A 23,331-nucleotide genomic window follows, 5' to 3' on the forward strand; every position below is an offset into this window, starting at 1 on the left:
CTACGCCGAGGCTTTCGCGAATTCGCGCGACGGCACCGAATCCGAGTACGGAGCAACGGGACTCAGCTTCAGCACGGCGGGCATGCGGCGGGTCAGCGCGGACGGGCCGAGGAATTGCACCCGGCCCGTGCGCAGGGCGTGCGGCACCGGGATCCGTCCCAGCCAGATCTGGTACAGCGAGCCCACGTCGGAGTTGATGGTGACGTCGACCGGGAAGCCGGGGTCGGTGATGCATACCGAGGGGGAGCCGGATTCGACGACGATCCAGTAGCGGCGGACGTCGTCGGTGAATCGGATGGCGAGGACCTGACGTTTGCCGGGGAAGGATGAGGTGTCGAGGCGGGTATGCATCCACCAGACCAGAAGGTCGGCGTCGAGTTCGGCGGGGTCGGGGGCGCCGAATGTCCAGCGGGCGCCCCAGGCGCCGAGGCCGAACAGGATCGGCTCGAGGTCTCGGCCCGCCTCGGTCAGCAGGTAGCTGCCGCCGATTTTCTCGATGAGCCCGGCCCTCTCGAATTGGCGCAGACGCTTGGTGAGCAGGCTGCGGGACAATCCGGGCAGGCCGCGGGCGAGGTCGTTGAACCGCGTGGTCCCGGCGGTCAGGTCGCGCAGGATGAGTAGCGACCATCGCTCACCGAGGATGTCGAGCGCGCGGGAGATCGGACAGTACTGGCCGTAGCCCTGGGTCGTTGCCGACACGGTTACCTCCGGGAACCGAGGTCCAGTCTCTGGACCGGGTGAGTCCACTTTCTGGACTATTCGGTTATCGCGAGGATTCGTAGCTTCGAAACATGACCACATCCACTGTTCCCCAGACCACCGCCGACCGAGTCGCCCTGGCCCGCCGGATCGGCACGATGCTGCGCCCCGAGGTCGCCGAACGCGACCGTACCGGGGAGATCTCCGTGACCGCCTTCGACACCCTGCGCGAGTCCGGCCTCTCGGCCGCACTGGTTCCCGCCGAGTTCGGCGGTGGCGGCGCGACGCACCGCGAGATGGGCGAGATCCTGCGCGAACTGGGCAGGCACGATCCGTCCACGGCGGTCACCTTCGCCATGCATTCACATCTGGTCGCCACCCAGGTGTGGCGGCACAATCACGGCAACGATGCCTCCGCCGTCTTCGAGAAGGTGGTGGCCGGGGCGATCCTGGTGAGTACGGGCGCTTCGGATTGGGTCGGCTCGAACGGACGGGCCGAACGGGTCGAGGGCGGCTACCGCGTCCATGCGCGCAAGGCCCCTGCCAGCGGCTGCGAGGTGGGCACGGTGCTGGTGACGAGCATCCGCTGGGAGGCCGCGCCGGGTGGCCCGCAGGTGCTGCACTGCGCGATCCCGATGGCCGCCCCGGGCGTTCGGATCGAGAAGACTTGGGACACCCTGGGTTTGCGTGCCAGCGGGTCGCATTCGGTGGTGCTCGAGGATGTCTTCGTGCCCGATGCCGCGATCTCCCTGGCCCGTCCCGCCGACCTCTGGCCGCCACTGCTGAATGTGGTGATCGGCGCCGCGCTGCCGCTGGTGATGGCGGCCTACCTCGGCATCGCCGACGAAGCGCTGTATTTCGCCACCGCATTGGTCGCCGGACGCACCGACCCGCACATCTTCCAGTTGGCGGGCGAACTCACCAATGCCCATACCGCGGCCGCCGACCTGATCGAGGCCATGTTCATCGGCTCGGACAACCTGCGTTTCGCCAATACCGACGACTATGCCGCCCGGACCCTGAGCCGCAAGACCGTGGCCGCGGAGACCCTCATCGAGACCGTCCGTCTCGCGATAGAAACCGTTGGCGGCGTGGGCTATTCGCGCACCTGCGAACTGGAGATGCGGTATCGCGACGTGCACGGCTGCCTGTTCCACCCGCTGCCGCGGGCGAAGCAGACCCAGTTCACCGGCCGCGTGGTGCTCGGATCGGGTCCGCTCGGCTGATCCGCGAAACCATGACGGAACGGTGACCGTCGGCGATAAGACGAGACGCGGACCGCATCGGCGGGGTTGGATGGTCTCGAGAGTCGTCACACAGTCCCGGAGGTAACCATGGTGTCCGCAGGCAAGGTAGCTCGGTCTCCGTTGACGTGGCTCGTCACGGCGGTGGTCCTGATCGCCGTGGCGGGCGCGCTCGCACTGTTCCAGCCGTGGAAGCTGTTCACCGATACGACGGTGAACGAGGCGGCGCCCACCGTGGTGCCGTCCGCCGCGCCGAACGGAACACCCGCCGCCGACCCACCGCGGCCGGAAACGCTGAGCCAGGGCACCTTGATCTCGCACGAGCACGCCACCACCGGCACCGTGCACATCCTGCGACTCCCCGACGGCAGCCGTGTCCTGCGCCTGGAGAATCTCGATACCTCCGACGGCCCCGACGTGCACGTGTGGCTCACCGACCAACCGGTGACCGACAGCGCCGCCAGTTGGACCAGCTTCGACGACGGCGATTACGTCGATCTCGGAAAGATGAAGGGCAACAAGGGAAGCCAGAACTACACCATTCCCGCCGAGGTCGACCTGTCCAGGTTCCGGAGCGTGGATCTGTGGTGCGACCGTTTCAATGTGTCCTTCGGGGCGGCCACACTGCACGGCCTCTGAGTTCGATCGGCGCACCCCGAAAAAAATGGGCCGACAGCGGTAGGCCCCCTGTGCCACCATGTAATTCGATGATGATCACCCCGAATCGCGGGGTGATCCTTTTGAGCATCAGGAAAGGAGGAGGTGGCCTGTGAATCCGCAGAACCCGATCGCGATCGGCGCGCTCGGACGGCCCTCGCGCGTAGCGAGTGTCGATACCGCATCCGGCCACCTCCCGGCCGGTCGCTGACCCGCCGTAACCGCCTTCCGGACGATTCCGCTCTTTCTTCACGAAACATGGTGATCCCCATGATATTCCGCCGTGCCACCGATTCGGTGGTCTTGACCGTAGACAACTGGATACACACCGGCGTACTGGTACTGAACGCCTCGTACGAGGCGCTGGACGAGATCGGCGCCGATCGGGCCGTCGTACTGCTCATCAGCGGCGCCGCGGAGTCCGTCGCCGACCGCGAACCGTACTTCCCGATCCGATCCAAGCAACTGGAGATCGCGCTGCCGGAAACCATCCGGCTGTTGCGCTATGTCTACATCGAGCACGCCGCGCTGGTGCATGACGAGAGCCGCGCGACCCTCGCCGGCGTGCTGCGGCGCGATAACCATCGCTGCGGTTACTGCGCGAGCTGGGCTCGCACCGTCGACCACATCCGGCCACGCAGCCGGGGTGGCCCGAACACCTGGAGCAATCTGGTCGCCTGCTGCGCGCCGTGCAACTCGACCAAGGCCGACCGCACGCCCGAGGAGGCGGGCATGCGCCTGCTCTGGCAACCGAAGGCACCCGACCACCTGGCGAAGCGACAACGCCGCATCTGGAAGCAACTGGCCACCACCTGACCGCCGAGAGGAGAAGATCAATGACCGTCCAAACCACACTGTCCGCCGTCGACGAGTTGACGCTCGTCGACCTGCTCCCGCTCTCGGACAGCCGAGAGTGGCACCGCGCCGCGTGCCGGGGTGATCCGAACCACGAGGCGTGGTTCCCGTACCCGTCGCAGGACTTCGACTACGCGCGAAAGATCTGCGCCGGATGCCCGATCCGGGTGGCCTGCGCCGAATTCGCCTCGAACACCGGACAGTCCGGCGTCTGGGGTGGGCACGAATTCGACCGCGGTCGCATGATCCGGGAGTGAGCGGGCGTCGCCGGGACGCCCACACCGGTCGGTGTGGGCGACTCGCCGCGCGCTCGAATCCAGCGTGAACATACACTGACCGTCGTGGGCACTCATCGCAGCGGAACCAGATCCCGGGGCGTCAGCAAAGGTCCGGTTATCGCAGCGGTAGCAATTGTGCTGCTAGTGGTGGCGGTCTTCGCGTGGTTCCAATTCCGGGACCGCGCCGACGCCAGGGACAGCGCGGCGGCGGCGGAATGCGTCGAAGGCGAATCGACGCTGTTCGTCACCGTCGACCCCGACATCGAAGCACCCGTGCGGGCGATCGCGGACAAATACAACGCGGGTAAGCCGCAGGTACGCGATCACTGCGCGAAAGTGCTGGTCACGGCCCGACCGTCCGCCGCGGTCGTCGCGGGATTCACCGCGGGCGGCGCGTGGAACAGCGCACTGGGACCGCAGCCCGCGCTGTGGATCCCGGAATCCTCCCGTTCCATCGAAGCCACCCGGGTGCCCGGCCTGATCGAGGGTGATCCGACACCTATCGCGGCCAGCCCCATTGTGTTGGCGGTCACCGAGGAGCTGCGTCACTCTCTCGACGAGGCGAAGGTCACCTGGGCCGATCTGCCCCGACTCCAGCAGGGTTCGCTGAGCGAGATCGGCCTGTCGGGCTGGGGCGGGCTGCGCATGGCGTTGCCGCCGGGCGACCCGACCCTGGCCACCGCGACCGCGGTCGGTTCGGCGGTCTCCGGCGCGGATCCACTCGGCACCGAGGCGGCGCAGTCCGGTCAGGTGGTCGCCGCGGTCTCCGGACTCGCCGCGGGCGCACCGGAGGCGGCGACTATCGGCGCTGCCCTCGACACCATCGCGACCGCGCAACAACCGGCGGATGCGACCATCCACGCGGTGGCGGCTACCGAGCAGCAATTGAATTCGCATGTGGGACTTGTGGCTTACCATCCGGCGGGTACCACGCCGGTCGCCGATCATCCGGTCGCGATGATGTCCGGCGCGTGGGTCGATCAGACGCAGAACCTGATCGCCAGCGTGTTCGCCGAATACTTGCGCGCGCCCGAGCAGGCACAGCTCTTCACCGCCGCGGGGTTCGCCACCAATCCGCCCGTCACGGGTCCCGGCGCCTCCCGCGCCGCACTCGAGAAGGTGAGCGCGACCCTCGCGAACCCGATACTCGGTGTGCAGTCCACGGTGCTGCTCGACATCTCCGCCTCGATGTCCGACACCAACACTTCCAGCACCCGGCTCGCGAATACCCTCGGCGCGCTGCGCTCCACCATGAATGTGATGCCGCCCGACTTCGGCCTCGGCGTCTGGACCTTCGCCAAGAACCTGGACGGCACCAGCCCGTATCGGGTGCTCGCGCCCACCGCACCGCTGAGCACCACGCAGCGCAGCGCCATCGACACCGCGCTGACTTCGGTGCGCGCCACCGAAACCAAGCCGGACCAGGCATACCCGACCCTGCTCGCGGCATACCGGAACGCGGTCTCCAATTACGCCGCGGGCCGCACCAATTCGATCCTGCTCATCACCGACGGCCCCGACGACGACTCCACGCTGACCGGTGCCGAATTGGTCGCCGGTATCACTGCCGCGACCGATAAAGCACGCCCGGTCCGCATCGACGTCATCGTCATCGGCGGAACCGGCTCGGGCGCTCAAACCTTGCAGGGTCTGGCTCAGCAGACCCACGGCACCTACACCCGCGTCACCACCTCCGACGACCTCACCTTCGGCACCGCCATGGTGCAGGCGCTGACCAGTCCGTAGGCCGGCCTCGCTGGTCAGCCGATCTGCTCCACTTCCCGTTGCATCCCCCGGAATCGACCACGCAGCGCGCGATCGTGGGTCACCACGACCAGCGCACCGGCATAGTCGCGCAGCGCCGACTCCAACTCCTCCACCAGCGTCAACGACAGGTGGTTGGTCGGCTCGTCCAGCAACAGCAGGTCGTATTCCTCGGCGAGCAGCCGGGCCACGGCCAGCCTGCGCCGCTGCCCCTCGGAGAGCGCACCCATTCGCAGATCGAGGGCATCGCGGTGGAACAACCCCGTCGACATCAGCGCCGCCCGCCCGTACCCGTATACCTGCGCGACCGTCTGTTCGGGATCGAGGGCGATGTCTTGGCGCAGATAGCCGACCCGCCCGCGAGCGCTGGCGTAGATCTTGTCCAGCAATGTCGATTTGCCCGCGCCGTTGGGCCCGTGGATCAGCAGCCGGTCCCGGGGACCGAGGGTCAGGGACCCGACCTCGAACGAACCGGGACCCCCGCCCGTCCCGAAGCGGCCGGTGAACCTCAACGGTTTCGGCGGCTCCGGTACCGGATCCGCCCGTAGCCTGCGCAGCCGCTCAGCGGACTGGCGCACCCGTGAGGACACCGAGTTCTGCACCCGCCCCGCATTCCGGTCATAGGCCATTTTGTTGTTGTCTTTCATTGCCCGCCCCGCCGCGACCCGGTGCGCGGTGGTCTCGGAGAACTCCTCCAGTCGCTCGATCTCCTCCCGCCACTGCGCGTAGGCCTGCTCCCAGCGCTGGCGGGCCGCCGCCTTCGCGGCACGGAACCCGCTGTAGCCGCCGCCGAACCGGGTCACCCCACCGTCGTCCACCTCGATGATCGCGGTCGCGACACGGTCCAGGAACGTCCGATCGTGCGAGACCACGACGACGGTCTCATGATGGGACCGCAGCCGGTCCTCCAACCAGGTCAGCGCGGATTCATCGAGGTGATTGGTCGGCTCGTCCAGCAGCAGCACCTCCGGTGAGGCCGCAAGCAGGCAGGCGAGCCCGAGCCGGGCCTGTTCACCGCCGGACAGACTCGACAGCGGCCGGTTCCGCGCGATATCGGCCAGACCGAGTCCGTGCATGGATTTGTCGACCCGGGTCTCCGCGCCGTAGCCGTCCCTGGCCTCGAAGGCGGTCAGCAGCTCACCGTAAGCAGCCATATCCTCGGCCTCGGCGGCCGCTTGCATCCGCCGTTCGATATCCCGCAGTTCGGCGAGCGCCAGATCGATCGTGTCGGCGACGGTTCGACCCGCTAGAGTCTGCGCCAGATGCCCGAAACCGCCGGGCGCCGACCGCGTGACCACGCCATCGTCCGGCGCGTCCAGTCCCGCCATGATCCGCAGCACAGTGGACTTCCCGGAACCGTTTTCGCCGACGATGCCCGCCCGTTCGCCCGGGCGGATGGACAGCGTCACGTGGTCGAGCACGGTGCGCTCGGCATAGGACTTCGAAACTCCCCGAAGGGTCAGCTGTGTGGTCAGGCCGAACTCCAATCACTACTTGAGTAGACTTAAGCTAACAAGTTCTCGAATCTAATGCAACAGGAGTTGTCTTTGGAGATTCAGCGGCGCCCCGGTGGGCGTAGCGCCCGCGTCCGCGACGCGGTTCGGCAGGCGACCCTGGTCGAGCTGACCCAGCACGGCCACCAGGGCCTCACCGTGGAGAATGTCGCGAAACGCTCCGGCGTACACAAGACGTCGATCTACCGGCGCTGGGGCAGCCCGGAGGGCCTGATCGCCGACGCGCTGGAATTGGCCGCCTCCGAACCGTGGCCGATCCCGGACACCGGCACCCTGGTCGGCGACCTGCGCGCCATCACGGAGTTGGTGCGCGCCGGATTCGCCGATCCACGGGGCGGACCGGTCGCCTCGGCCTTCATCGTCGCCGCCATGCAGAACAGCGCCGCCGCGGACGCCATGCGGATCTTCACCACCTCCCGCCGCACCCAATCGGCCGAGCTGGTCCGCCGCGCCGTCGCGCGCGGCGAGCTCGCGGCGGAGGTCGACGCGGAGGAACTGGTGCGCTACGCCGTGGCGCCGATCTACTACCGGCTGTTCATCACGCACGAGCCGGTGACCGCCGAGGATGCCGTCAAAGCCGCCGACGCCGCACTGGCAGCGGCACGCGCCGGAGTGCTCTGATCGTCCGATACGCCACCGCCCAGCGGGTATCCCACTGGGCGGCAGGCGGTTACGGCGAATTCAGTCGGTGTAGGCGTCCAACGGCGGGCAGGAGCAGACCAGATTGCGGTCACCATACGCGCCGTCGATGCGACGAACCGAGGGCCACACCTTGGCCCGTGCGTGCGCCGAACCCCGCGGATAGACAGCGGTTTCGCGGCTGTAGGGGTGCTCCCACTCCTTCACCAGGCTGGCCGCGGTGTGCGGTGCGCCGCGCAGCGGGTTGTCGGTGACCGGCCAGACGCCCGCAGCGACCTGGTCGATCTCCTTGCGGATGGCGATCATCGACTCGATGAAATCGTCGATCTCGGCAAGGTTCTCGCTCTCGGTCGGCTCCACCATGAGCGTGCCCGCAACCGGGAAACTCATGGTCGGCGCGTGGAATCCGTAGTCCGCCAGCCGCTTGGCGACATCGTCGACGGTGACGCCGGTCTGCTTGGTGATTTCGCGCAGATCCAGGATGCACTCGTGCGCGACCATCCCGTTCTCGCCCGTGTAGAGCACCGGGAAGTGCTCGTTGAGCCGCCGCGCGATGTAATTCGCCGAGGCGATGGCCGACAGGGTGGCCCGGCGCAAGCCGTCGGCGCCCATCATCCGGATGTAGGCCCAGGTGATCGGCAGAATCGAGGCCGAACCGTACTTCGCCGCCGAGACCGCGTGCGAACCGGTCTCGAGCGGATCGCCCGGCAGGTACTGCGCCAGGTGCGCGCGCACCGCGACCGGCCCGACCCCTGGACCGCCGCCGCCGTGCGGGATGCAGAAGGTCTTGTGCAGGTTCAGATGGCTGACATCGCCGCCGAATCGACCCGGCCGAGCCAGGCCGACCAGGGCATTCAGGTTGGCGCCGTCGACGTAGACCTGGCCGCCCGCTTCGTGCACCAGCCCGCACAGCTCGGCGACCTCGTGTTCGTACACGCCGTGTGTGGACGGGTAGGTGATCATGATGCAGGCCAGCCGATCGGCGTGGTCGGCGATCTTGGCGCGCAGATCGTCCAGGTCGACGTCGCCGTTGTCGCGGCACTTCACCATCTCGACCCGCATGCCGACCATGGCGGCGGAGGCGGCATTGGTGCCGTGCGCACTGGACGGGATCAGGCAGGTATCGCGGTGCGAGTCACCGCGATCCAGATGGTAACGCCGGATGGCGAGCAACCCGGCGTACTCGCCCTGGCTGCCCGCGTTCGGCTGCAGGCTCACCGAATCGTAGCCGGTGATTTCGCAGAGCCAATTCTCCAGATCCGCAATGACTTTCAGCAATCCGGGGGCATCCTCGACCGGCGCGTACGGGTGCACCCGCGCGAAGCCGGGCCAGGTGATCGGCTCCATCTCGGCGGTCGCGTTCAACTTCATGGTGCAGGAGCCGAGCGGAATCATGCTGCGGTCCAGCGCGATATCCCTATCCGAGAGCCTGCGCAGGTAGCGCAGCATTGCCGTCTCGGTGTGGTAGCTCGTGAATGCCGGGTGGGTCAGGAATTCCGAGCTGCGCGTTTCGATGCCGGCACTGGCCGGGGCCGAATTCGACGTATCCAACGAGCGCGCGGTGCCGAAGGATTCGAGTACCGCCGTGACGTGTGCTTCGGTGGTCGCTTCATCGCAGGCGATGCCGACGTGGTCGGCGTCCACCAATCGCAGATTGATGCCGCGCGACTTCGCCTTCGCGACAACGGCTTCCGCACCACCGGGGACATGCGCAAGCACGGTGTCGAAGAAGGTGTCGTGCACCACCGCACCGTCCAGCCCCGACGCGATGGCGGCCGCGTGTCCGTGCACCCGGCGCGCGATCGCACGCAAACCGTCGGCGCCGTGGTAGGAGGCGTACATTGCGGCCACGATGGCCAGCAGCACCTGCGCGGTGCAGATATTGGAGGTGGCCTTCTCTCGGCGGATGTGCTGTTCGCGAGTCTGCAGCGCGAGCCGGTAGGCCAGATCACCGTCCGCATCCACCGACACACCGACCAGCCGGCCGGGCAACTGACGCGCGTGCGCCTGGCGCACCGCGAGGTAGCCCGCATGCGGCCCGCCGAAGCCGAGCGGCACGCCGAAGCGCTGGGTGGTGCCGAAACAGGCATCCGCACCCTGCTCGCCCGGCGCGGTGATCAATGTCAGCGCCAGCAGATCCGCGCCCACCGCGACCAAGGCGCCGCGCTCGTGCGCCGCCGCGATCACCGCGGTCCAGTCGACGATGCGACCGGAGGCGCCGGGGGCCTGCAGGAGCACGCCGAAGAACTCACCCTCGGGCAGTTCGCCGGTGGCGAGATCCGCCTCGACGATCTCGATGCCCAGCGGCTCGGCGCGGGTGGTCAGCACGGTCCTGGTCTGCGGGAACAGATCGGAGTCGATGAGCAGCCGCGCGGATTTGGAGCGGCCCGCACGACGCAGCAGCGTCATCGCCTCGGCCGCCGCGGTGGCCTCGTCCAGCATGGACGCGTTGGCGACCTCCATACCGGTCAGGTCCGACACCATGGTCTGGAAGTTGAGCAGCGCCTCGAGCCTGCCCTGACTGATCTCCGGCTGGTACGGCGTATAGGCGGTGTACCAGGCCGGGTTCTCCAGCAGATTGCGCACCAGCACCGGCGGGGTCAGCGTGTCGTAGTAGCCGAGCCCGATCATCGACGTGGCCACCGTATTGGAGTGCGCAAGGGCCGCGAGTTCGTTGAGCACCTCGTGTTCGGTTGCCGCGGGCGGCAATCCGGCCAGCGGTGCGGCCTGGGGATGGAGGTCGGCGGAGCCGGCGGGGTGGGTAGGCACGGCGTCGTCCAGGATGCTGGCCGGGACCGCGGCGGTCGCGAGTTCGTCCAGCGACCCGACGCCGATAACGGGCAGCATCCGGGCGAGTTCGCCCAGGTCCGGTCCGATGTGGCGGTCGGCAAAAGATCGAGTCACGGCAGCTCCAAGGTCGGGCGGGTCGACCACGGGGGTCGATGGGTACCAGCCCTCCCCCTCTGTCGTGGAGCCTGAGAGATTCGGGAGTTGTCATCCCTTTCCCCATGGGCGGGCGGCACGCGACCACCACTTTCCAGAGGCGCCGAAGCCCGTACGGTCCCTGTTGCCTGAGAGATTGACGGGGAGGTGCTGCTCCTTCGGCGCCCGATCTCATTTCGAGTCCGGAACTCTCCCGCACGGCGGCGACGCACCGCCCAGTTTATGCGGAGTGCCCCCCGAACAATGGCACCAGGTCGGTGTCGCCCTCGTCACTTACCGTCCCTCGGCGCATCGACCGCGCCGCTCAGATCGGCATGCCGTCCCGGAGCCAGGTCGCGGCGAGGACGATCGCCCTCGCCTGAAGCGTCACCAGCCGATCCACAGGCATCAGTTGCTTCCGCTCGGCGCACCATTCCTCGAGGATCACCCCGAATCGCGCGCTCCTATTCCAGCACCGGCAGGGGTTCGCGAGCGGCCTCCGCATCGGGCATGCGCAGCAGCATGCCGCCGATCCGCGGGCGCACCGTCGCGAGCCAGACGTACCGCTCGGTGAAGGTCTCCCCCCAACGGCCGCGAGCCGGTCCGAATCGGCCCCACCGCCTCGGCCGCCGCCATTCGCTCGAGATCCTCCAGGGAGGCCCGGACCGAACGTTCGAACGGTGTGCGTCCACCCGAGCTACCGGCCACCCGATCCAAAGCCTCGCCGACGATCCGCGCCGTCTCGCGATAGGCCGCCGCAGGCCGCGAACACCTCACGCAACGATTGCGCACCGGGTGACCGATCGGCGATGCGAGGATCGACCAGGAACGGCAGTTGCAGACCGACATCGCGGCCCCGTACGGCGCCCCGCAATCCTGGCTGCCGCCTCCGCCGAGCGACGCCGCCAGATCCACGCTCTGCCCGCTCGAATGCCTCCGCCATCGTCGCCCACGGCACGAAATGCCAAGTGGCCCCGCAGGTCAGCGTGTCGTCGGCGGCGAATCTGGTGAGCTGATGGCGAATCGTCGCCATGCCGATGGGTTTCGTCGAATCCGAGGGCAACGAAAAGGCCGCCCCGGATATACCGGGACGGCCGGGGCCGATGCCTAGCCGGTCTTGGCGTTCATCCGAGCCTTGCGCCGGTAGGCGAGTTCGTCCTCGGGCCGCTCGGTGGCGGCGGAGGCCCGCTCGGCGGGGAAATTGGCGATGGCGCCGGTCAATTCACGCATGGCACCGCTGACCGCTATACCGAACACTCCCTGTCCGCCCTGCAGTAAATCAACGACCTCCTCGGGCGAGGTGCACTCGTAGACCGAGGTGCCATCGGAGAACAGGGTGATCCCGGCCAGATCCTGCACGCCGCGGCTGCGCAGGTGGTCGACGGCGATCCGGATGTTCTGCAGCGAGATACCCGCGTCGAGCAGTCGCTTGACGATCTTCAGGACCAGGATGTCCTTGAACGAGTAGAGCCGCTGACTGCCGGATCCCGCGGCGCTGCGGATCGAGGGCACGACCAGTCCGGTACGCGCCCAGTAGTCGAGCTGCCGGTAGGTGATTCCGGCGACCTGGCATGCACTGGGAACGCGATATCCGACGAGATCGTCGGGCACCGAGTCGTCCGGGAACAGGCCTGGCTGTACCACATCCTGCGATTGCTCTGCCACTGACCACTCCCTTGCTTCGCCGACGCCTTGCCTCATCGATGACCCGGCTCCGTAACGACCATCAACCCGCCGTAACGGACGTGGCCCAACTATCGAGGTTACTCCCACTGATTCTCCCGGGAGCAGCATCATCGATCCAAACGCGACGCGCGGTAAATGTCTCGACCTGTACTTCAGGTACAGAAATATGCTATAGCGCGCCGCTATAGCATTTTGGCGATCAGCTATCGGTCGCCTTGAAGTCGTCCGGGGAGACCGACTCCAGGAACTCCTTGAACTTCTCCACTTCGTCCTCGCGTTCGTCCGGCATGACCAGCCCGGCTTCCTCGAGGACAGCCTCCTCGGCATAGATCGGGCAACCCACCCGCAAGGCGATCGCTACCGAATCCGAAGGACGCGCCGAGATCGTCAGCTCGTTCTCGAATACCAGATCCGCGTAGAAGGTGCCCTCCTGCAGATCGACGATCCGCACCTCCTTGAGGGTATGCCCCAGCTCGGTGATCAGGATCTTGATCAGATCGTGGGTCAACGGGCGGATCGGGGTCACCCCCTCCTGTTCCAGCACAATCGCGGTGGCCTCGGCCTGTCCGATCCAGATCGGTAGGTACCGATCACCGGACACCTCGCGGAGCAAGAGCACGGGCTGGTTCTGCGGCTGCTCGACACGAATGCCGATTACGCGCATTTCACTCATCGCACTGCCTCCCATACTCGCCGGCCGCCCGGCATGACCGCTGCGGAGCTCGCCGTACCACGAGTCTAAGCGAACTCGGAGCAGTGCTGCGATCGGTGTGCACAGCCGAAATCAGCGTGTTGCCGCGGTGGAATACGAACGCCGGTCACGGTGTCGGATCCGACCGCGGGCTCAGTTGCCCAGCGAGTTCCGCACCGACGCCTTGACCAGGCAGGTGTGCAGGGTCAATGACAGGGCCGCGAGCTCACGCACCATTTCCTCGGCCCGCGCCCGCGCGCCCGCGTCGCGACTTTTCGCGATCGGCGCGGCGATCTGCGCGACCAGCGCGGCCTCGCGGTCCGCGGCGAGCTTGAAGGCGCGCAGATGCCGTGCCTCCAGGCCGAATTCGGCCATCGCCTTGGCCGTCCTGGCCAGGGTGACCGCATCGGCGTCGAAAAAGCCCGCGGCACCCGGGGTGATGAGGTTCGCCCGAATCAGATCGTTGAGGAACTTCTCGTCGATCTCGGCCTGCGTCAGCAGATCCGCTCGGGTGAGCCGGATTTCGTGATCGAACCGAAGCTCGTCGGGTGAGATCTCACCGGGCACGACGCCGAGCCTACGGGGCGCGACGGCTCCCGCAACCCGACCGGCGCGACCTGCGGATTCCACAACGGAATCGGAGTCGGCGACGAGTGCAGGCTCCGCACCGTTGCGGCCGGAGACCGCGCGGGCGCGCGCCTCGCGCACGCCCAGCGTCGCCGCACCACTGTCGATCGCCTCGAGCTGTTCCTTGATCACCTTCAACGGCAGGTACTGGTCACGTTGCGCGGTCAGGACGAACCTCAGCCGTTCGCAATCCGCGATCGAGAACCTGCGGTACCCGGAGGGTGTGCGCTCCGGGCGGATCAGTCCCTCGGCCTCGAGGAACCGGATCTTCGAGATGGTGATATCCGGAAAGTCGGGGCGCAGCAGGTCGAGCACGGAGCCGATCGACATGCCTCCGCGTGCCCACTGCGCCGCGCCCGTCACAGCGCCGAGCCGTTCATGATCGTCGGACCGTCCTGCTCATGCCCGCACCGCACACTCGGCTTCGGCATACGCACCGCGGACTGGCACATGATTCACTCGCCGCGCCCGCTCATAGGCTGCCGGCACCCGCCGACGGCTCGTTCACCTGTGCGCGCGGTCCGGTCAGGAACACGAGCCGGAACTTACCGATCTGCACTTCGTCGCCGTTCTGCAGCTCCGAGGAGTCCACCGGCTCCCGGTTCACGTAGGTGCCGTTCAAGCTGCCCACGTCGACCACCTGGAACGTATCGTCGTCCTGCCGGAATTCGGCGTGCCGACGGCTGACGGTGACGTCGTCGAGAAAGATGTCACTGTCGGGGTGGCGGCCTGCCGACGTGGTCGGCTGGTCCAGCAGGAACCGCGAGCCCGCGTTCGGGCCGCGTTTGACGACCAAGAGGGCCGCGCCAACCGGCAGGCCCTCGACCCCTTGGACCGGCTGTTCGCCGGTCACCTCTGCGGAGCGCGACGCGTCGACCTCGTTCAGGAAATCCGCGCGGAAGACCGACGTCGTCTCGGCCGCGGTCTCCTGGTAACCCGGGTCTTTGTTCTCGCTCACCGTTTCTCTCCTCCTCGAACCTGATTATCCATGCAAGCTGGTGATGCCTTCACCGACACGACGCGTCGTACCGGTGGAACACCGGCATCGACCGCCGGACATCTGTTGGCATTGACCGTACCCTGCCGGGGCGTGCCCGTGCAGGTAGAACTGGGAAGGCTGCCTCAGCCCCCGATAACTCCTTGATAACCTGCGGCATCCAGCAGTTCACCGAGCGTCGAATCGAGGCCGCCGGCGTCGGCGACCTCCAGCTCGAACAGCCAGCCCGCGCCGTACGGATCGGTATTCAGCGTCTCCGGGGCCTGCACGAGTTCCTCGTTCACCGCAACAACTTTCGCGGTCAGCGGGGCATAGATATCGGAGACACTCTTTGTCGACTCCACCTCGGCGATGCTGTCACCGGAAGCCACGTCCTTGTCCGAGTCCGGCAGCTGCACGAACACGACGTCACCGAGTTGTGACTGGGCGTAGTCGGTGATGCCGACCCGGACCGTGGTCGGACCGATCCGGCGCACCCATTCGTGCTCCTCGGTGTAGCGCAGATCCTCGGGGGTCTGGGTCACAAGGCCGTCCTTTCTTCGTGAAGGTTGCACGCAACTCTATGCGAGGGTCGTCCGTGTGTCCGACCCGACGTCTCCGCTACGGGGAGCGCTGCGGCACAGCCGGTATCGCGCGCGCCACCGCGATGGCCTTACCCAGGTACAGGACGCCCGTCCAGACGTAGACCGCCGTACCCCAGACCAGGAATGCCCCACCGAAGGCCCGCCCGAAACCATCCAGCGGCCAATCCATCTGACCCGCCAGCAGCCAGGGCAACGCCGACATCAGCGCGAACGTCGCGGCCTTCCCCAGGTAGATCACCTCGGGCGGGTCCAGCTCCCGGCGCTTGTAGACCCCGAGGGTGAGGGTGAGCACCAGATCGCGGCCGATAAGAATGACGGCCACCCACCACGGAATCAGCCCGCGGATGACAAAGGCCAGCAATGTCGTCACCAGGTACAGCCGATCCACGAACGGATCGAGTAGCGCGCCCAACCTCGAGGATTGGTCGAGCAGCCGCGCCAGCTTTCCGTCCAGGAAGTCCGTGACGCCGCTGGCGACGAGCAGGGCGAACGCCCAGCCGTCGGCCTGCACCACCAGCAGCAACCACAGGAACAGCGGAACACCCAGCAGACGCAGCACGCTCAGCACGTTCGGGACGGTCAGGATGCGGTCGGCGAAGATCGCCCGTACGCCGGTTTCGGCGCCGGAGTCGGCTCGCCCGTCCGGTCCGGTCGTCCCCGATTCGGTTGTCACAGCCCAGTGCTTACCGCACAAACCCCCGACAACGCCATCCGGGCACGCCGATGTCCGCGACGCGAGCCGCCGATCGATCGGGTTATGTCACATCCCACCCGATGAAAGAATGACTATGAAACCATCTCATCTGTCGGCACGGTGAGCGAGAGGAAATCATGCCCGCATTCGACTACGACGTGGTGGTGATCGGTTCCGGGTTCGGTGGCAGTGTGAGCGCCCTGCGGTTGACCGAGAAGGGATATCGAGTCGGCGTGCTCGAGGCGGGCAGGCGCTGGACGGCAGCGGATCTACCGCGGACCAATTGGAATGTGCGCAAATCCATCTGGGCGCCGCGCCTCGGTCTCACCGGCACCCAGCGGATCAGCATTCTCGGCAAATGCGCGGTCTTCTCCGGTGCGGGCGTCGGCGGCGGCTCGCTCATCTACGGCAATACGCTCTACGAACCGCTGCCGAACTTCTACACCGACAGGCAGTGGGCGCACATCACCGACTGGCGCGCCGAGCTGGCTCCCTACTACGACCAGGCCCAGCGCATGCTCGGGGTGGCGCCGAATCCGCGGATGACCCCGGCCGACGAGGTGATCCGGGAGATCGCCGATGACCTCGGCGTCGGCGACACATTCCACCCGACGAAGGTCGGGGTGTTCTTCAACGAGGCCGATCCGGGTACCGAGGTCGACGACCCGTACTTCGGCGGCGCCGGTCCGCGCAGGCGCGGCTGCGTGCATTGCGCGCAATGCTTCACCGGCTGTCCGCACAACGCCAAGAACACCACCCCCAAGAACTATCTCCACCTCGCCGAACAGGCGGGCGCCGAGGTGCACCCGCTGACCACCGCGACCGCGGTGCGACCACTCTCCGGTGGCGGCTACGCCGTGGAAACCGCCCGATCGGACCGTTGGATCCGCAAGCAGCGCAGGACCTTCACCGCCGAACAGGTGGTATTCGCGGGCGCCGCGCTCGGCACCCAGAAGTTGCTGCACAAGATGCGTGACAAGCGGGTCCTGCCCCATCTGTCCCCGCGGCTCGGCGAACTGACCCGGAGCAACTCCGAGGCGATCCTCAATGTGGTGAGCCGCTCGCGCAAGGATTTCGCCGAAGGTATCGCCATCACCTCCTCCATCCATCCGGAGGCCGACACCCACATCGAGGTCTGCCACTACGGAAAGGGCCAGAACGCGCTGTTCCCGATGTCGGTGCCGATCGTGGACGGCGGCGCATTCCGCTTCCTGCGCTTCCTGCTCGCGATGGTGCTGCACCCGATCGTCTTCTTGCGCAGCCTCGATGCCAGACACGCGTCGGAGAAGTCGGTCATCCTGCTGGTGATGCAGTCGCTGGACAACTCGCTCACCTCGTTCCGCAAGCGCGGGCAGCTCAAAACCAAGGCGGGCACCGGCGAGCCGAATCCCACCTGGATTCCCCTGGCGCACGACATCGGGCGGCGATTCGGCGCCAAGGTGAACGGTGACACGCACGGGCTGATCATGGACGTCTTCAATATCCCGGCCACCGCGCATTACATCGGCGGCTGCGTGATCGGCGAAACCGCCGAGACCGGCGTGGTCGACCCGTATCAGCGGATCTTCGGACATCCGGGGCTGCATGTGGCGGACGGGTCGGCGGTCACCGCCAATCTCGGCGTCAATCCGTCGCTGACCATCACCGCCCAGGCCGAGCGGTCGATGGCGTTCTGGCCCAATAAGAACGAGGCCGACCCGCGTCCGGAACTCGGTGCCGCCTACCGGCGGATCGAACCGGTCGCACCGAATCGCCCGACCGTCCCCGATGCCGCTCCCGGCGCGCTGCGGCTGCCCATCACCCCGGTCGACCCCCCGGTACCGGCGGTCTGACATCCCGACCGTCATCCGGACGTGGCGTAGACGACAGCCCACGCCACATCCGGGCACGCTAGCGTGAGCGCTGTGTCAGACAGTGGTATCGATCTACGCACCTACGTCGCGGCCGACGAGGTGCGGGCCCGCGGACGCGCGCTGCGCGACCGGGTCCCGGTCACCGTGCGCGACCGGGACGCCACCGGCGAGCGGCGACCGGACGTGCTGGAATTCATTCGGGCGAGCCACGCCGACCGGCTGCCGCACCTGGTGCCGCTGCGCGTCGGCCGGATGATGTCCGGGCCGTTCACCTTCTACCGTGGCGCGGCCGGGTTGATGGGCGCCGATCTGGCGGGCGGGCCGGTCAGCGGGTTGGACGCGCAGATCTGCGGTGACGCGCATGCCGCGAATTTCGGCCTGTACGGCACACAGCGCGGCGAAATCATCATGGATATCAATGATTTCGATGAGACCATCGTCGGCCCGTGGGAATGGGATCTGGAGCGTCTCGCGGCCAGCCTGGTGCTGGCGGGCCGCGAGTCCGGTGTCGACGAGGACGGGTGCCACAAGGCGGCCCGCGACGCCGTCACCTCCTATCGCCTGGCCACCGACCAGCTCGCCGATTTGCCGTTCATGGAGGCGTGGACGGCGCTGCCGGACGAATCGGTGCTCAGCCGAGCCAAGGCACAGGACCTGCTCGACGATTTCAAGAAGGCCGCGAAGAAGGCGCGCAAGAACACCAGCGCGAAGGTGGCGGCGAAGTGGACCGAGCATATCGACGATCACGAGACCGGAATCCGCAAACATCGATTCGTCAGCGACCCACCGGTTCTCGCCGCCGTCGACGCGGGGGTGACCGAGGCGGTCATCGACGGCCTGGAGCGCTACACCGGCACCCTGCGCGAATCGCGACGCAATCTGGTGGGCCGATTCGCGGTGTCCGACGTCGCTTTTCGCATTGTCGGCACCGGAAGTGTCGGGCTGCACAGCTATGTGGCGCTGCTGCACGGCAATGACGGCGAGGTGCTCGTACTCCAGCTCAAGCAGTCCATCGCCTCGGCGTTGGCGCCGTATCTGTCCCCGCGGCCGGTCCGGCACGAGGGTGAGCGAATCGTGCAGGGCGCCAGACTGGTTCAGTCCGAGACCGATATCCTGCTCGGGTGGACGACGCTGCGGCTGGGAACGCGGGAGCTACCGTTCATCGTGCGCCAGTTCCGGAACTTCAAGGGCAGCATCGACCCGGCCGGGCTCAGCGCGGACGATCTCGACGACTACGGCAGGCTCGCGGGCTCGCTCTTGGCGCGGGCGCATTCCCGTTCCCTCGATCCCCGCCTGATTGCGGGCTATCTCGACGGCGACGAGGCCTTCGATGACGCGGTCGCCGCCTTCGCGGTGCGGTACGCCGACCGCACCGAGGCCGATCACACGGTATTGGTCGAGGCCGTGAAGGCGGGCAAGCTCGCCGCCGAAGTGCCGCAATAAGAATCCGATGTGTCCCGGACACGGAACAACACGCCGTGTCCCGCCGCAGGCACGGCGAATCCCGCCCGCTTGCTCGTATCCTGTCCACTGTCGAGTGACGACGTGAAGGGCGGTCGCGAATGCTCGTACGAGTACAGAACCCCGCAGGCACGAATGCCGAACGGGCACTGATCGACTGGCTGCGCACCTGGAAGGATCCGGCCAGTCCGCACGGCGTGGCCACGATCAACTGCAGTCTGTTCCACCAAGATCGGCTGCACCAGTTCGATGCGGTGGTCTGGACCCCCACCAGCTGCGTGGTGATCGAGGCCGAGGCGTTGGTGGCCCGTCAGGACGGGGTGCTGGATATCCCGCTCAACGGTCCGTGGACGATCAACAGCGAGCCCGCCGCGATGGAGGGCCGGGACCGGCGCACGCCGCTGGACAAATCCCGCGAGCACACCTTCGCATTGCAGAACTGGCTGTCCGCGCGCGGCCTCGGCCAGCGCGCGGTGCACGGGGTCGCGCTCATCGTGCCGCTACGCGGTGCCGAGCTGAAGATCCAACAGGAGTGGAGCGACCCGAGTTTCGATGTCATCCTGGGCAACGACCCGGGGCGGCTGCGGCACTATTTCGACGCACTCGCCGAGTCGGAGAAGCATCTGTGGACGGCAAACGATATCGCGGTGGCATTCCGCGGGCTGGGCATCCTGCCGTATCTGCCCGCACCTCAGGAGCTGCTCAACGAGGGCTTCCTCGGGCCGATCGACATCACGCTGTGGCACGGCGGCCCACAGCAGGCGCAGGCCGAGGCCTACGCCGAGGAACTGGCCCAGGCCGAGAAGGAGGCGCACACCCCCGCGTACGCCATCGAAGCGCCCTGGTACAGCCCGTGGAAGCTGTACCCGCGCGAGACCGGCGACATCGATATGGGCCGCGCCTTCATGCGGGCCGCGCTGACGGTCGGCATGGTCATCGCGTTCGTCTGGGCGATCTGGTTCGTCGTCACCGCGATCACGACCTACGGCCCGGGCTGAGCGACAGGCGCCGGTGGCTAGGCTGCAGGACGTGATCGCTGCACCGCGCGCCTTCGGCACCATACGGCTCACCGTGGTCGCGCTGTGTGTCGCCATCGCGGCAGCGGTACCGCTCAGTTTCCCCGCCGACGGTGGGGCGACGGATGTGGACCGCGGCGTGTCCGCGCCGATCCACGAGGCCCTGGACCGGCACCACAACCTGTACCACGCGTTGGTCGTCCCGAGCGACGCCTACATCCTGCTTCCACTGCTGCTGGCCGCGGGCGCCTGGTTCGCCGCGCACCTCCGATGGTGGCGTGCCGTGACGATGGTTGTGGTGCCGGAGCTGGTCGTCGCGATCAATACCTGGGTTCTGAAGCCGCTGTTCGACCGGCCGCTGCACGACTACCTCGCCTACCCGAGCGGACATACCGTGCACCTGATCGCGATCGCGACCACCTTTGCGCTGCTGACGGATTCGGCCGCGGTCCGCTACTCGGTCGCTACGGTGACGGCGGCGGCGCTCGGGGCGGTCGCCGTCGGCATGATCGGGCTCGGCTACCACCTGCCGACCGATATCGTCGGCGGGGTGAGCGCCGCGATCGCCATGGTCGTCATTCTGTGCTGGGTCGCCCAGCGGATAGCGCACCGGATCCAGCGGGCCCCGGGGTAGGACCCAGCGACCGGCTGGGGCAAGCTCTCCCGGACGGTTCGCCACCGAGTGCGGCGGGCCCGCGATCCCAGGAGCTACCGCCGTTCGACCGGGTCGCCGACCCGAGCGGGCGTTCAGGACGGGCGGCGGGCGGGGAATTCGGCGGCGAGTTCGGCGAAGACCGCGGTATTCAACGCGAACGCCCGTTGCCCCTCGTCGAGTACGCGACGGCGTTCCAGCTCGTCCACCGCCAGGCGGTCGAGCAGGCCGCGGTACTCGCGCTTGAACGCGGCCGGATTGCCGATGTCGTCGAAGACGTAGAAGCGCACCCCGTCGCCGCGGCGCGGCAGGTCCCACAGCTTTTCGGCGGTGCCGCGGATGACCTGTCCACCGGAGAGATCGCCGAGGTAGCGGGTGTAGTGGTGCGCGATGTAGCCGGCGGGCCACTCGCGGGCGCACTTCTCGATGCGCGCGGCGTAGGCGGCGGTCGCAGGCAGCGCGGTCAGTTCGGTGCGCCAATCCGGTCCCACCAGGTGGGCGAGATCGCTCTCCAGCGCGGCGGTCCTGGCCAGCTCGGTCCGGATGAACGGACCCGCGATGGGATCCGCGGACAGCGTGTCCCAGCGGGATTCCAGGGCGCGGTAGATGAACCAGAGCTGGCCGGTGTAGCGCCTATAGGAGTCGATGCCGAGTCCGCCGCCGAGCATATCGCTGATGAACGAGGAGTTCTCGGCCTCGGCGTGCTGGCGTTCCGTCGCGGTCCGGATCTGGGTGGAGAAGGGCTGGGTGGAGAAATATCCTGCATCCGACATTCCGAATCACCTCGCCATCGCCCGCGAGCAGCCATCTTGTTTGGCTACCCTAACTAGTCGCACCGACCATACCGGCTCCCCCTCCACGATGCATCCGAGTCGGACCGTTCGGCTCACTGAACGGATGGGCCACGCCGACGACGACGCACGATCGTCGGCCTGCGCAGCGAGCCGAAACGGCGCAGGATCCGCGGACGCAATTGGGTGCGGGCGAACCATTCGCCGAGGGTGACACCCGCCGCGAGCGCGCATCCGACACCGAACGCCGCGAGCAACTGGTTCATACCGAGCACCAATTCGTCATTGAGTACGGCATAGAGCCCGCGGTACACATTCAGGCCGGGCAGCAGCGGCGTAATGCCCGCGACCGCGACGACCAGCGGCGGCGTCAGCGACCGCCGCGCCATCAGACCACCGGCCAGACCGACGACGGTGGCGGCGACGCCGGAGGAGACGACCGGACCGAACCCGGCCTCCTGCACCAGCAGAAAACAGATCGTGCCCACGGCGCCGCCGAACGCCGCCGCGGCCAGCGCCCGCTTCTCGGCGTAGCAGGCCAGCGCGAAGGCGAATGCCGCGACCGCGCCCGCCACCAGCTTCAGCGGCAGGTCGGTGATATCGCGACCGGAGGTCATCTCGATCGACGGCACCGTCGCGTCCACCGCCAGCGCCAGGCGCAGCGCCAGAACGATGCCCGCGACAATGCCACCGGTCATCATCACGACCTCCAGCAGGCGGGCCGTCGCGGTGATCGGCGCACCGGTGATGGCGTCCTGTACCGCACCGACGAGCTGTAAGCCACTGAGCAGCACCGTGATTCCGGCCGCGATGATCAAGGTCGGGTCGACCTCGATACCGAGCGGCCCCGCCAGCGTGGACAGTGCGATCGCCGGTGTCGCCGCGATGGCGCCGCCGGCCATGTGCTGGAAGAAGAAGGGAAGGCCATAGCGATTGAACACCCGGTTCACCCGGTCGATCAGCGCGGTGGTGCCGAAGCTGACAGCGGCGACCAGCCAGCCGCCGCCGAGCAGCGCTCCGATGGCCGCCGCGAGCAGCGACCAGCCGAAGGTCGCGGTCCAGCGGTGATACGGGTGCGGCGCGGTGGTGATGGCGTCGAGCGCGGCGCGCGCGTCGTCCGGAGCGACCAGCTGGGTGCGGATGCGCCGGGTGAGCCGGTCCACCGCGGCCAGCCGGGTGAAGTCCAGCGCCCGGTAGTGCACGACACGCATGGTGCTCGCGGGCGGGAGCAGCGGACCGCGATCGGCCCAGATGCGGATCGCGTCGTAGGTGACATCGATATCGCAGCGCGCCAATCCGTAGGTGGCGGCGATGAACCGGACCTGGGCGGTGGTATCGATGACGCCGGTACCGGAGGCCAGCACCACCTCGCCGACCCGGACGGCGAGATCGAGTACCTCGGCGACCCGGGCGTCGTCGGCGAGGTCGATCGGTTGCAGTGGCGTCGGCGCCGCGACGATGGTGTCCGCGGTCGCCTGCCGATCCGCGACCAACATCCCGACGGCCTGGGTCACCACCGGTACCCGCAGTGGCTTGCGTGGCCACAATCGACCGCGCTGGCCGACGTGCTCGGGAGGTGGATTCGTCTGGTCTGCTCCCGAAAGTGCGTCAAGACCCATGGCCGCGAACGTAGTCACCTACCCCGGGCTCTCGCATCCGCACTTGTCAGGCGCGTGTCGGCACGACCTCACCGGCGTCCGGCGTCGA

22 protein-coding genes and 1 riboswitch are annotated in these 23,331 nt (G+C 67.6%); of the genes, 10 read left to right on the forward strand and 12 right to left on the reverse strand.

Annotation, left to right across the window (positions count from 1 at the left end; genetic code table 11):
* The gene (locus tag AB0H61_RS08220; RefSeq protein WP_357300685.1) at positions 1-699 is read right to left on the reverse strand and encodes a helix-turn-helix domain-containing protein; all 699 of its coding nucleotides are present in this window, start codon (positions 697-699) and stop codon (positions 1-3) included.
* A gap of 92 nt (positions 700-791) precedes the next feature.
* Here AB0H61_RS08220 and AB0H61_RS08225 point away from each other — a divergent pair, with 92 nt between their 5' ends.
* The 5 genes from AB0H61_RS08225 (at position 792) to AB0H61_RS08245 (ending at position 5,479) form a co-directional block, all read left to right on the forward strand.
* The gene (locus AB0H61_RS08225) at positions 792-1,925 is read left to right on the forward strand and encodes an acyl-CoA dehydrogenase family protein (protein ID WP_357300687.1); all 1,134 of its coding nucleotides are present in this window, start codon (positions 792-794) and stop codon (positions 1,923-1,925) included.
* A 141-nt stretch (positions 1,926-2,066) separates the two neighbouring features.
* Positions 2,067-2,582 carry a DM13 domain-containing protein gene (locus AB0H61_RS08230; protein ID WP_357300688.1) on the forward strand — a complete coding sequence of 172 codons (516 nt, stop codon included), beginning with the start codon at positions 2,067-2,069 and terminating at the stop codon, positions 2,580-2,582.
* A gap of 288 nt (positions 2,583-2,870) precedes the next feature.
* Positions 2,871-3,416, forward strand: coding sequence for an HNH endonuclease (locus tag AB0H61_RS08235; RefSeq protein WP_357300689.1), 546 nt, complete (start codon positions 2,871-2,873; stop codon positions 3,414-3,416).
* A 20-nt stretch (positions 3,417-3,436) separates the two neighbouring features.
* Positions 3,437-3,712: a WhiB family transcriptional regulator gene (locus AB0H61_RS08240; RefSeq protein WP_357300690.1), complete on the forward strand. Its 276-nt coding sequence runs from the start codon at positions 3,437-3,439 to the stop codon at positions 3,710-3,712.
* A 156-nt stretch (positions 3,713-3,868) separates the two neighbouring features.
* Entirely contained in the window at positions 3,869-5,479 is a 1,611-nt protein-coding gene (locus AB0H61_RS08245; protein WP_357300692.1) for a substrate-binding domain-containing protein, read from the forward strand.
* A 14-nt stretch (positions 5,480-5,493) separates the two neighbouring features.
* Here the strand turns inward: AB0H61_RS08245 and AB0H61_RS08250 are convergent, their stop codons facing one another.
* Positions 5,494-6,984 carry an ABC-F family ATP-binding cassette domain-containing protein gene (locus AB0H61_RS08250; RefSeq protein WP_357300694.1) on the reverse strand — a complete coding sequence of 497 codons (1,491 nt, stop codon included), beginning with the start codon at positions 6,982-6,984 and terminating at the stop codon, positions 5,494-5,496.
* Between the two features lie 60 nt (positions 6,985-7,044).
* Here AB0H61_RS08250 and AB0H61_RS08255 point away from each other — a divergent pair, with 60 nt between their 5' ends.
* Complete coding sequence (locus AB0H61_RS08255) at positions 7,045-7,632, forward strand: TetR/AcrR family transcriptional regulator (protein ID WP_357300695.1); 588 nt, start codon at positions 7,045-7,047, stop codon at positions 7,630-7,632.
* A 60-nt stretch (positions 7,633-7,692) separates the two neighbouring features.
* Here AB0H61_RS08255 and gcvP read toward each other — a convergent pair whose 3' ends face one another.
* From gcvP to AB0H61_RS08295, 8 genes are all read right to left on the reverse strand, one after another.
* Positions 7,693-10,554 (reverse strand): aminomethyl-transferring glycine dehydrogenase, encoded by a 2,862-nt coding sequence (gcvP, locus tag AB0H61_RS08260; RefSeq protein ID WP_357300697.1) that lies wholly within the window; start codon positions 10,552-10,554, stop codon positions 7,693-7,695.
* Between the two features lie 144 nt (positions 10,555-10,698).
* A riboswitch (glycine riboswitch) is annotated at positions 10,699-10,799 on the reverse strand.
* Between the two features lie 98 nt (positions 10,800-10,897).
* Complete coding sequence (locus AB0H61_RS08265) at positions 10,898-11,020, reverse strand: hypothetical protein (RefSeq protein WP_357300699.1); 123 nt, start codon at positions 11,018-11,020, stop codon at positions 10,898-10,900.
* A 659-nt stretch (positions 11,021-11,679) separates the two neighbouring features.
* Positions 11,680-12,273 carry a MerR family transcriptional regulator gene (locus AB0H61_RS08270; RefSeq protein ID WP_357300701.1) on the reverse strand — a complete coding sequence of 198 codons (594 nt, stop codon included), beginning with the start codon at positions 12,271-12,273 and terminating at the stop codon, positions 11,680-11,682.
* Positions 12,274-12,457: 184 nt separating this feature from the next.
* Complete coding sequence (locus AB0H61_RS08275) at positions 12,458-12,931, reverse strand: bifunctional nuclease family protein (protein ID WP_357300702.1); 474 nt, start codon at positions 12,929-12,931, stop codon at positions 12,458-12,460.
* 171 nt (positions 12,932-13,102) lie between these two features.
* Positions 13,103-13,906, reverse strand: a complete 804-nt coding sequence (locus tag AB0H61_RS08280; RefSeq protein ID WP_357300704.1) for a MerR family transcriptional regulator — start codon at positions 13,904-13,906, stop codon at positions 13,103-13,105.
* A 142-nt stretch (positions 13,907-14,048) separates the two neighbouring features.
* Positions 14,049-14,534 (reverse strand): FHA domain-containing protein, encoded by a 486-nt coding sequence (locus AB0H61_RS08285; RefSeq protein WP_357300706.1) that lies wholly within the window; start codon positions 14,532-14,534, stop codon positions 14,049-14,051.
* 164 nt (positions 14,535-14,698) lie between these two features.
* Complete coding sequence (gene gcvH / locus AB0H61_RS08290; RefSeq protein WP_357300708.1) at positions 14,699-15,097, reverse strand: glycine cleavage system protein GcvH; 399 nt, start codon at positions 15,095-15,097, stop codon at positions 14,699-14,701.
* Positions 15,098-15,173: 76 nt separating this feature from the next.
* Positions 15,174-15,758 (reverse strand): CDP-alcohol phosphatidyltransferase family protein, encoded by a 585-nt coding sequence (locus tag AB0H61_RS08295; RefSeq protein WP_357301302.1) that lies wholly within the window; start codon positions 15,756-15,758, stop codon positions 15,174-15,176.
* 230 nt (positions 15,759-15,988) lie between these two features.
* Here AB0H61_RS08295 and AB0H61_RS08300 point away from each other — a divergent pair, with 230 nt between their 5' ends.
* The 4 genes from AB0H61_RS08300 to AB0H61_RS08315 all read left to right on the forward strand — a co-directional run bounded on the left by AB0H61_RS08300 (position 15,989) and on the right by AB0H61_RS08315 (position 20,815).
* Positions 15,989-17,683, forward strand: coding sequence for a GMC family oxidoreductase (locus AB0H61_RS08300; protein WP_357300709.1), 1,695 nt, complete (start codon positions 15,989-15,991; stop codon positions 17,681-17,683).
* A 72-nt stretch (positions 17,684-17,755) separates the two neighbouring features.
* Entirely contained in the window at positions 17,756-19,147 is a 1,392-nt protein-coding gene (locus AB0H61_RS08305; protein WP_357300710.1) for a DUF2252 domain-containing protein, read from the forward strand.
* Between the two features lie 119 nt (positions 19,148-19,266).
* A complete protein-coding gene (locus AB0H61_RS08310) occupies positions 19,267-20,163 on the forward strand; it encodes a nuclease-related domain-containing protein (protein WP_357300712.1) in 897 nt (298 codons plus the stop codon).
* A gap of 31 nt (positions 20,164-20,194) precedes the next feature.
* Entirely contained in the window at positions 20,195-20,815 is a 621-nt protein-coding gene (locus AB0H61_RS08315; RefSeq protein WP_357300714.1) for a phosphatase PAP2 family protein, read from the forward strand.
* A gap of 113 nt (positions 20,816-20,928) precedes the next feature.
* On the opposite strand, the gene AB0H61_RS08320 is transcribed toward AB0H61_RS08315, so the two are convergent.
* Positions 20,929-21,606, reverse strand: a complete 678-nt coding sequence (locus AB0H61_RS08320) for a biliverdin-producing heme oxygenase (protein WP_357300715.1) — start codon at positions 21,604-21,606, stop codon at positions 20,929-20,931.
* Positions 21,607-21,719: 113 nt separating this feature from the next.
* A complete protein-coding gene (locus AB0H61_RS08325; RefSeq protein WP_357301305.1) occupies positions 21,720-23,120 on the reverse strand; it encodes a threonine/serine exporter family protein in 1,401 nt (466 codons plus the stop codon).
* Positions 23,121-23,331 lie beyond the last annotated feature (211 nt).

The sequence above is a fragment of the Nocardia sp. NPDC050710 genome, assembly GCF_040654375.1.
In the GTDB taxonomy this organism is placed as follows: Bacteria; Actinomycetota; Actinomycetes; order Mycobacteriales; family Mycobacteriaceae; genus Nocardia.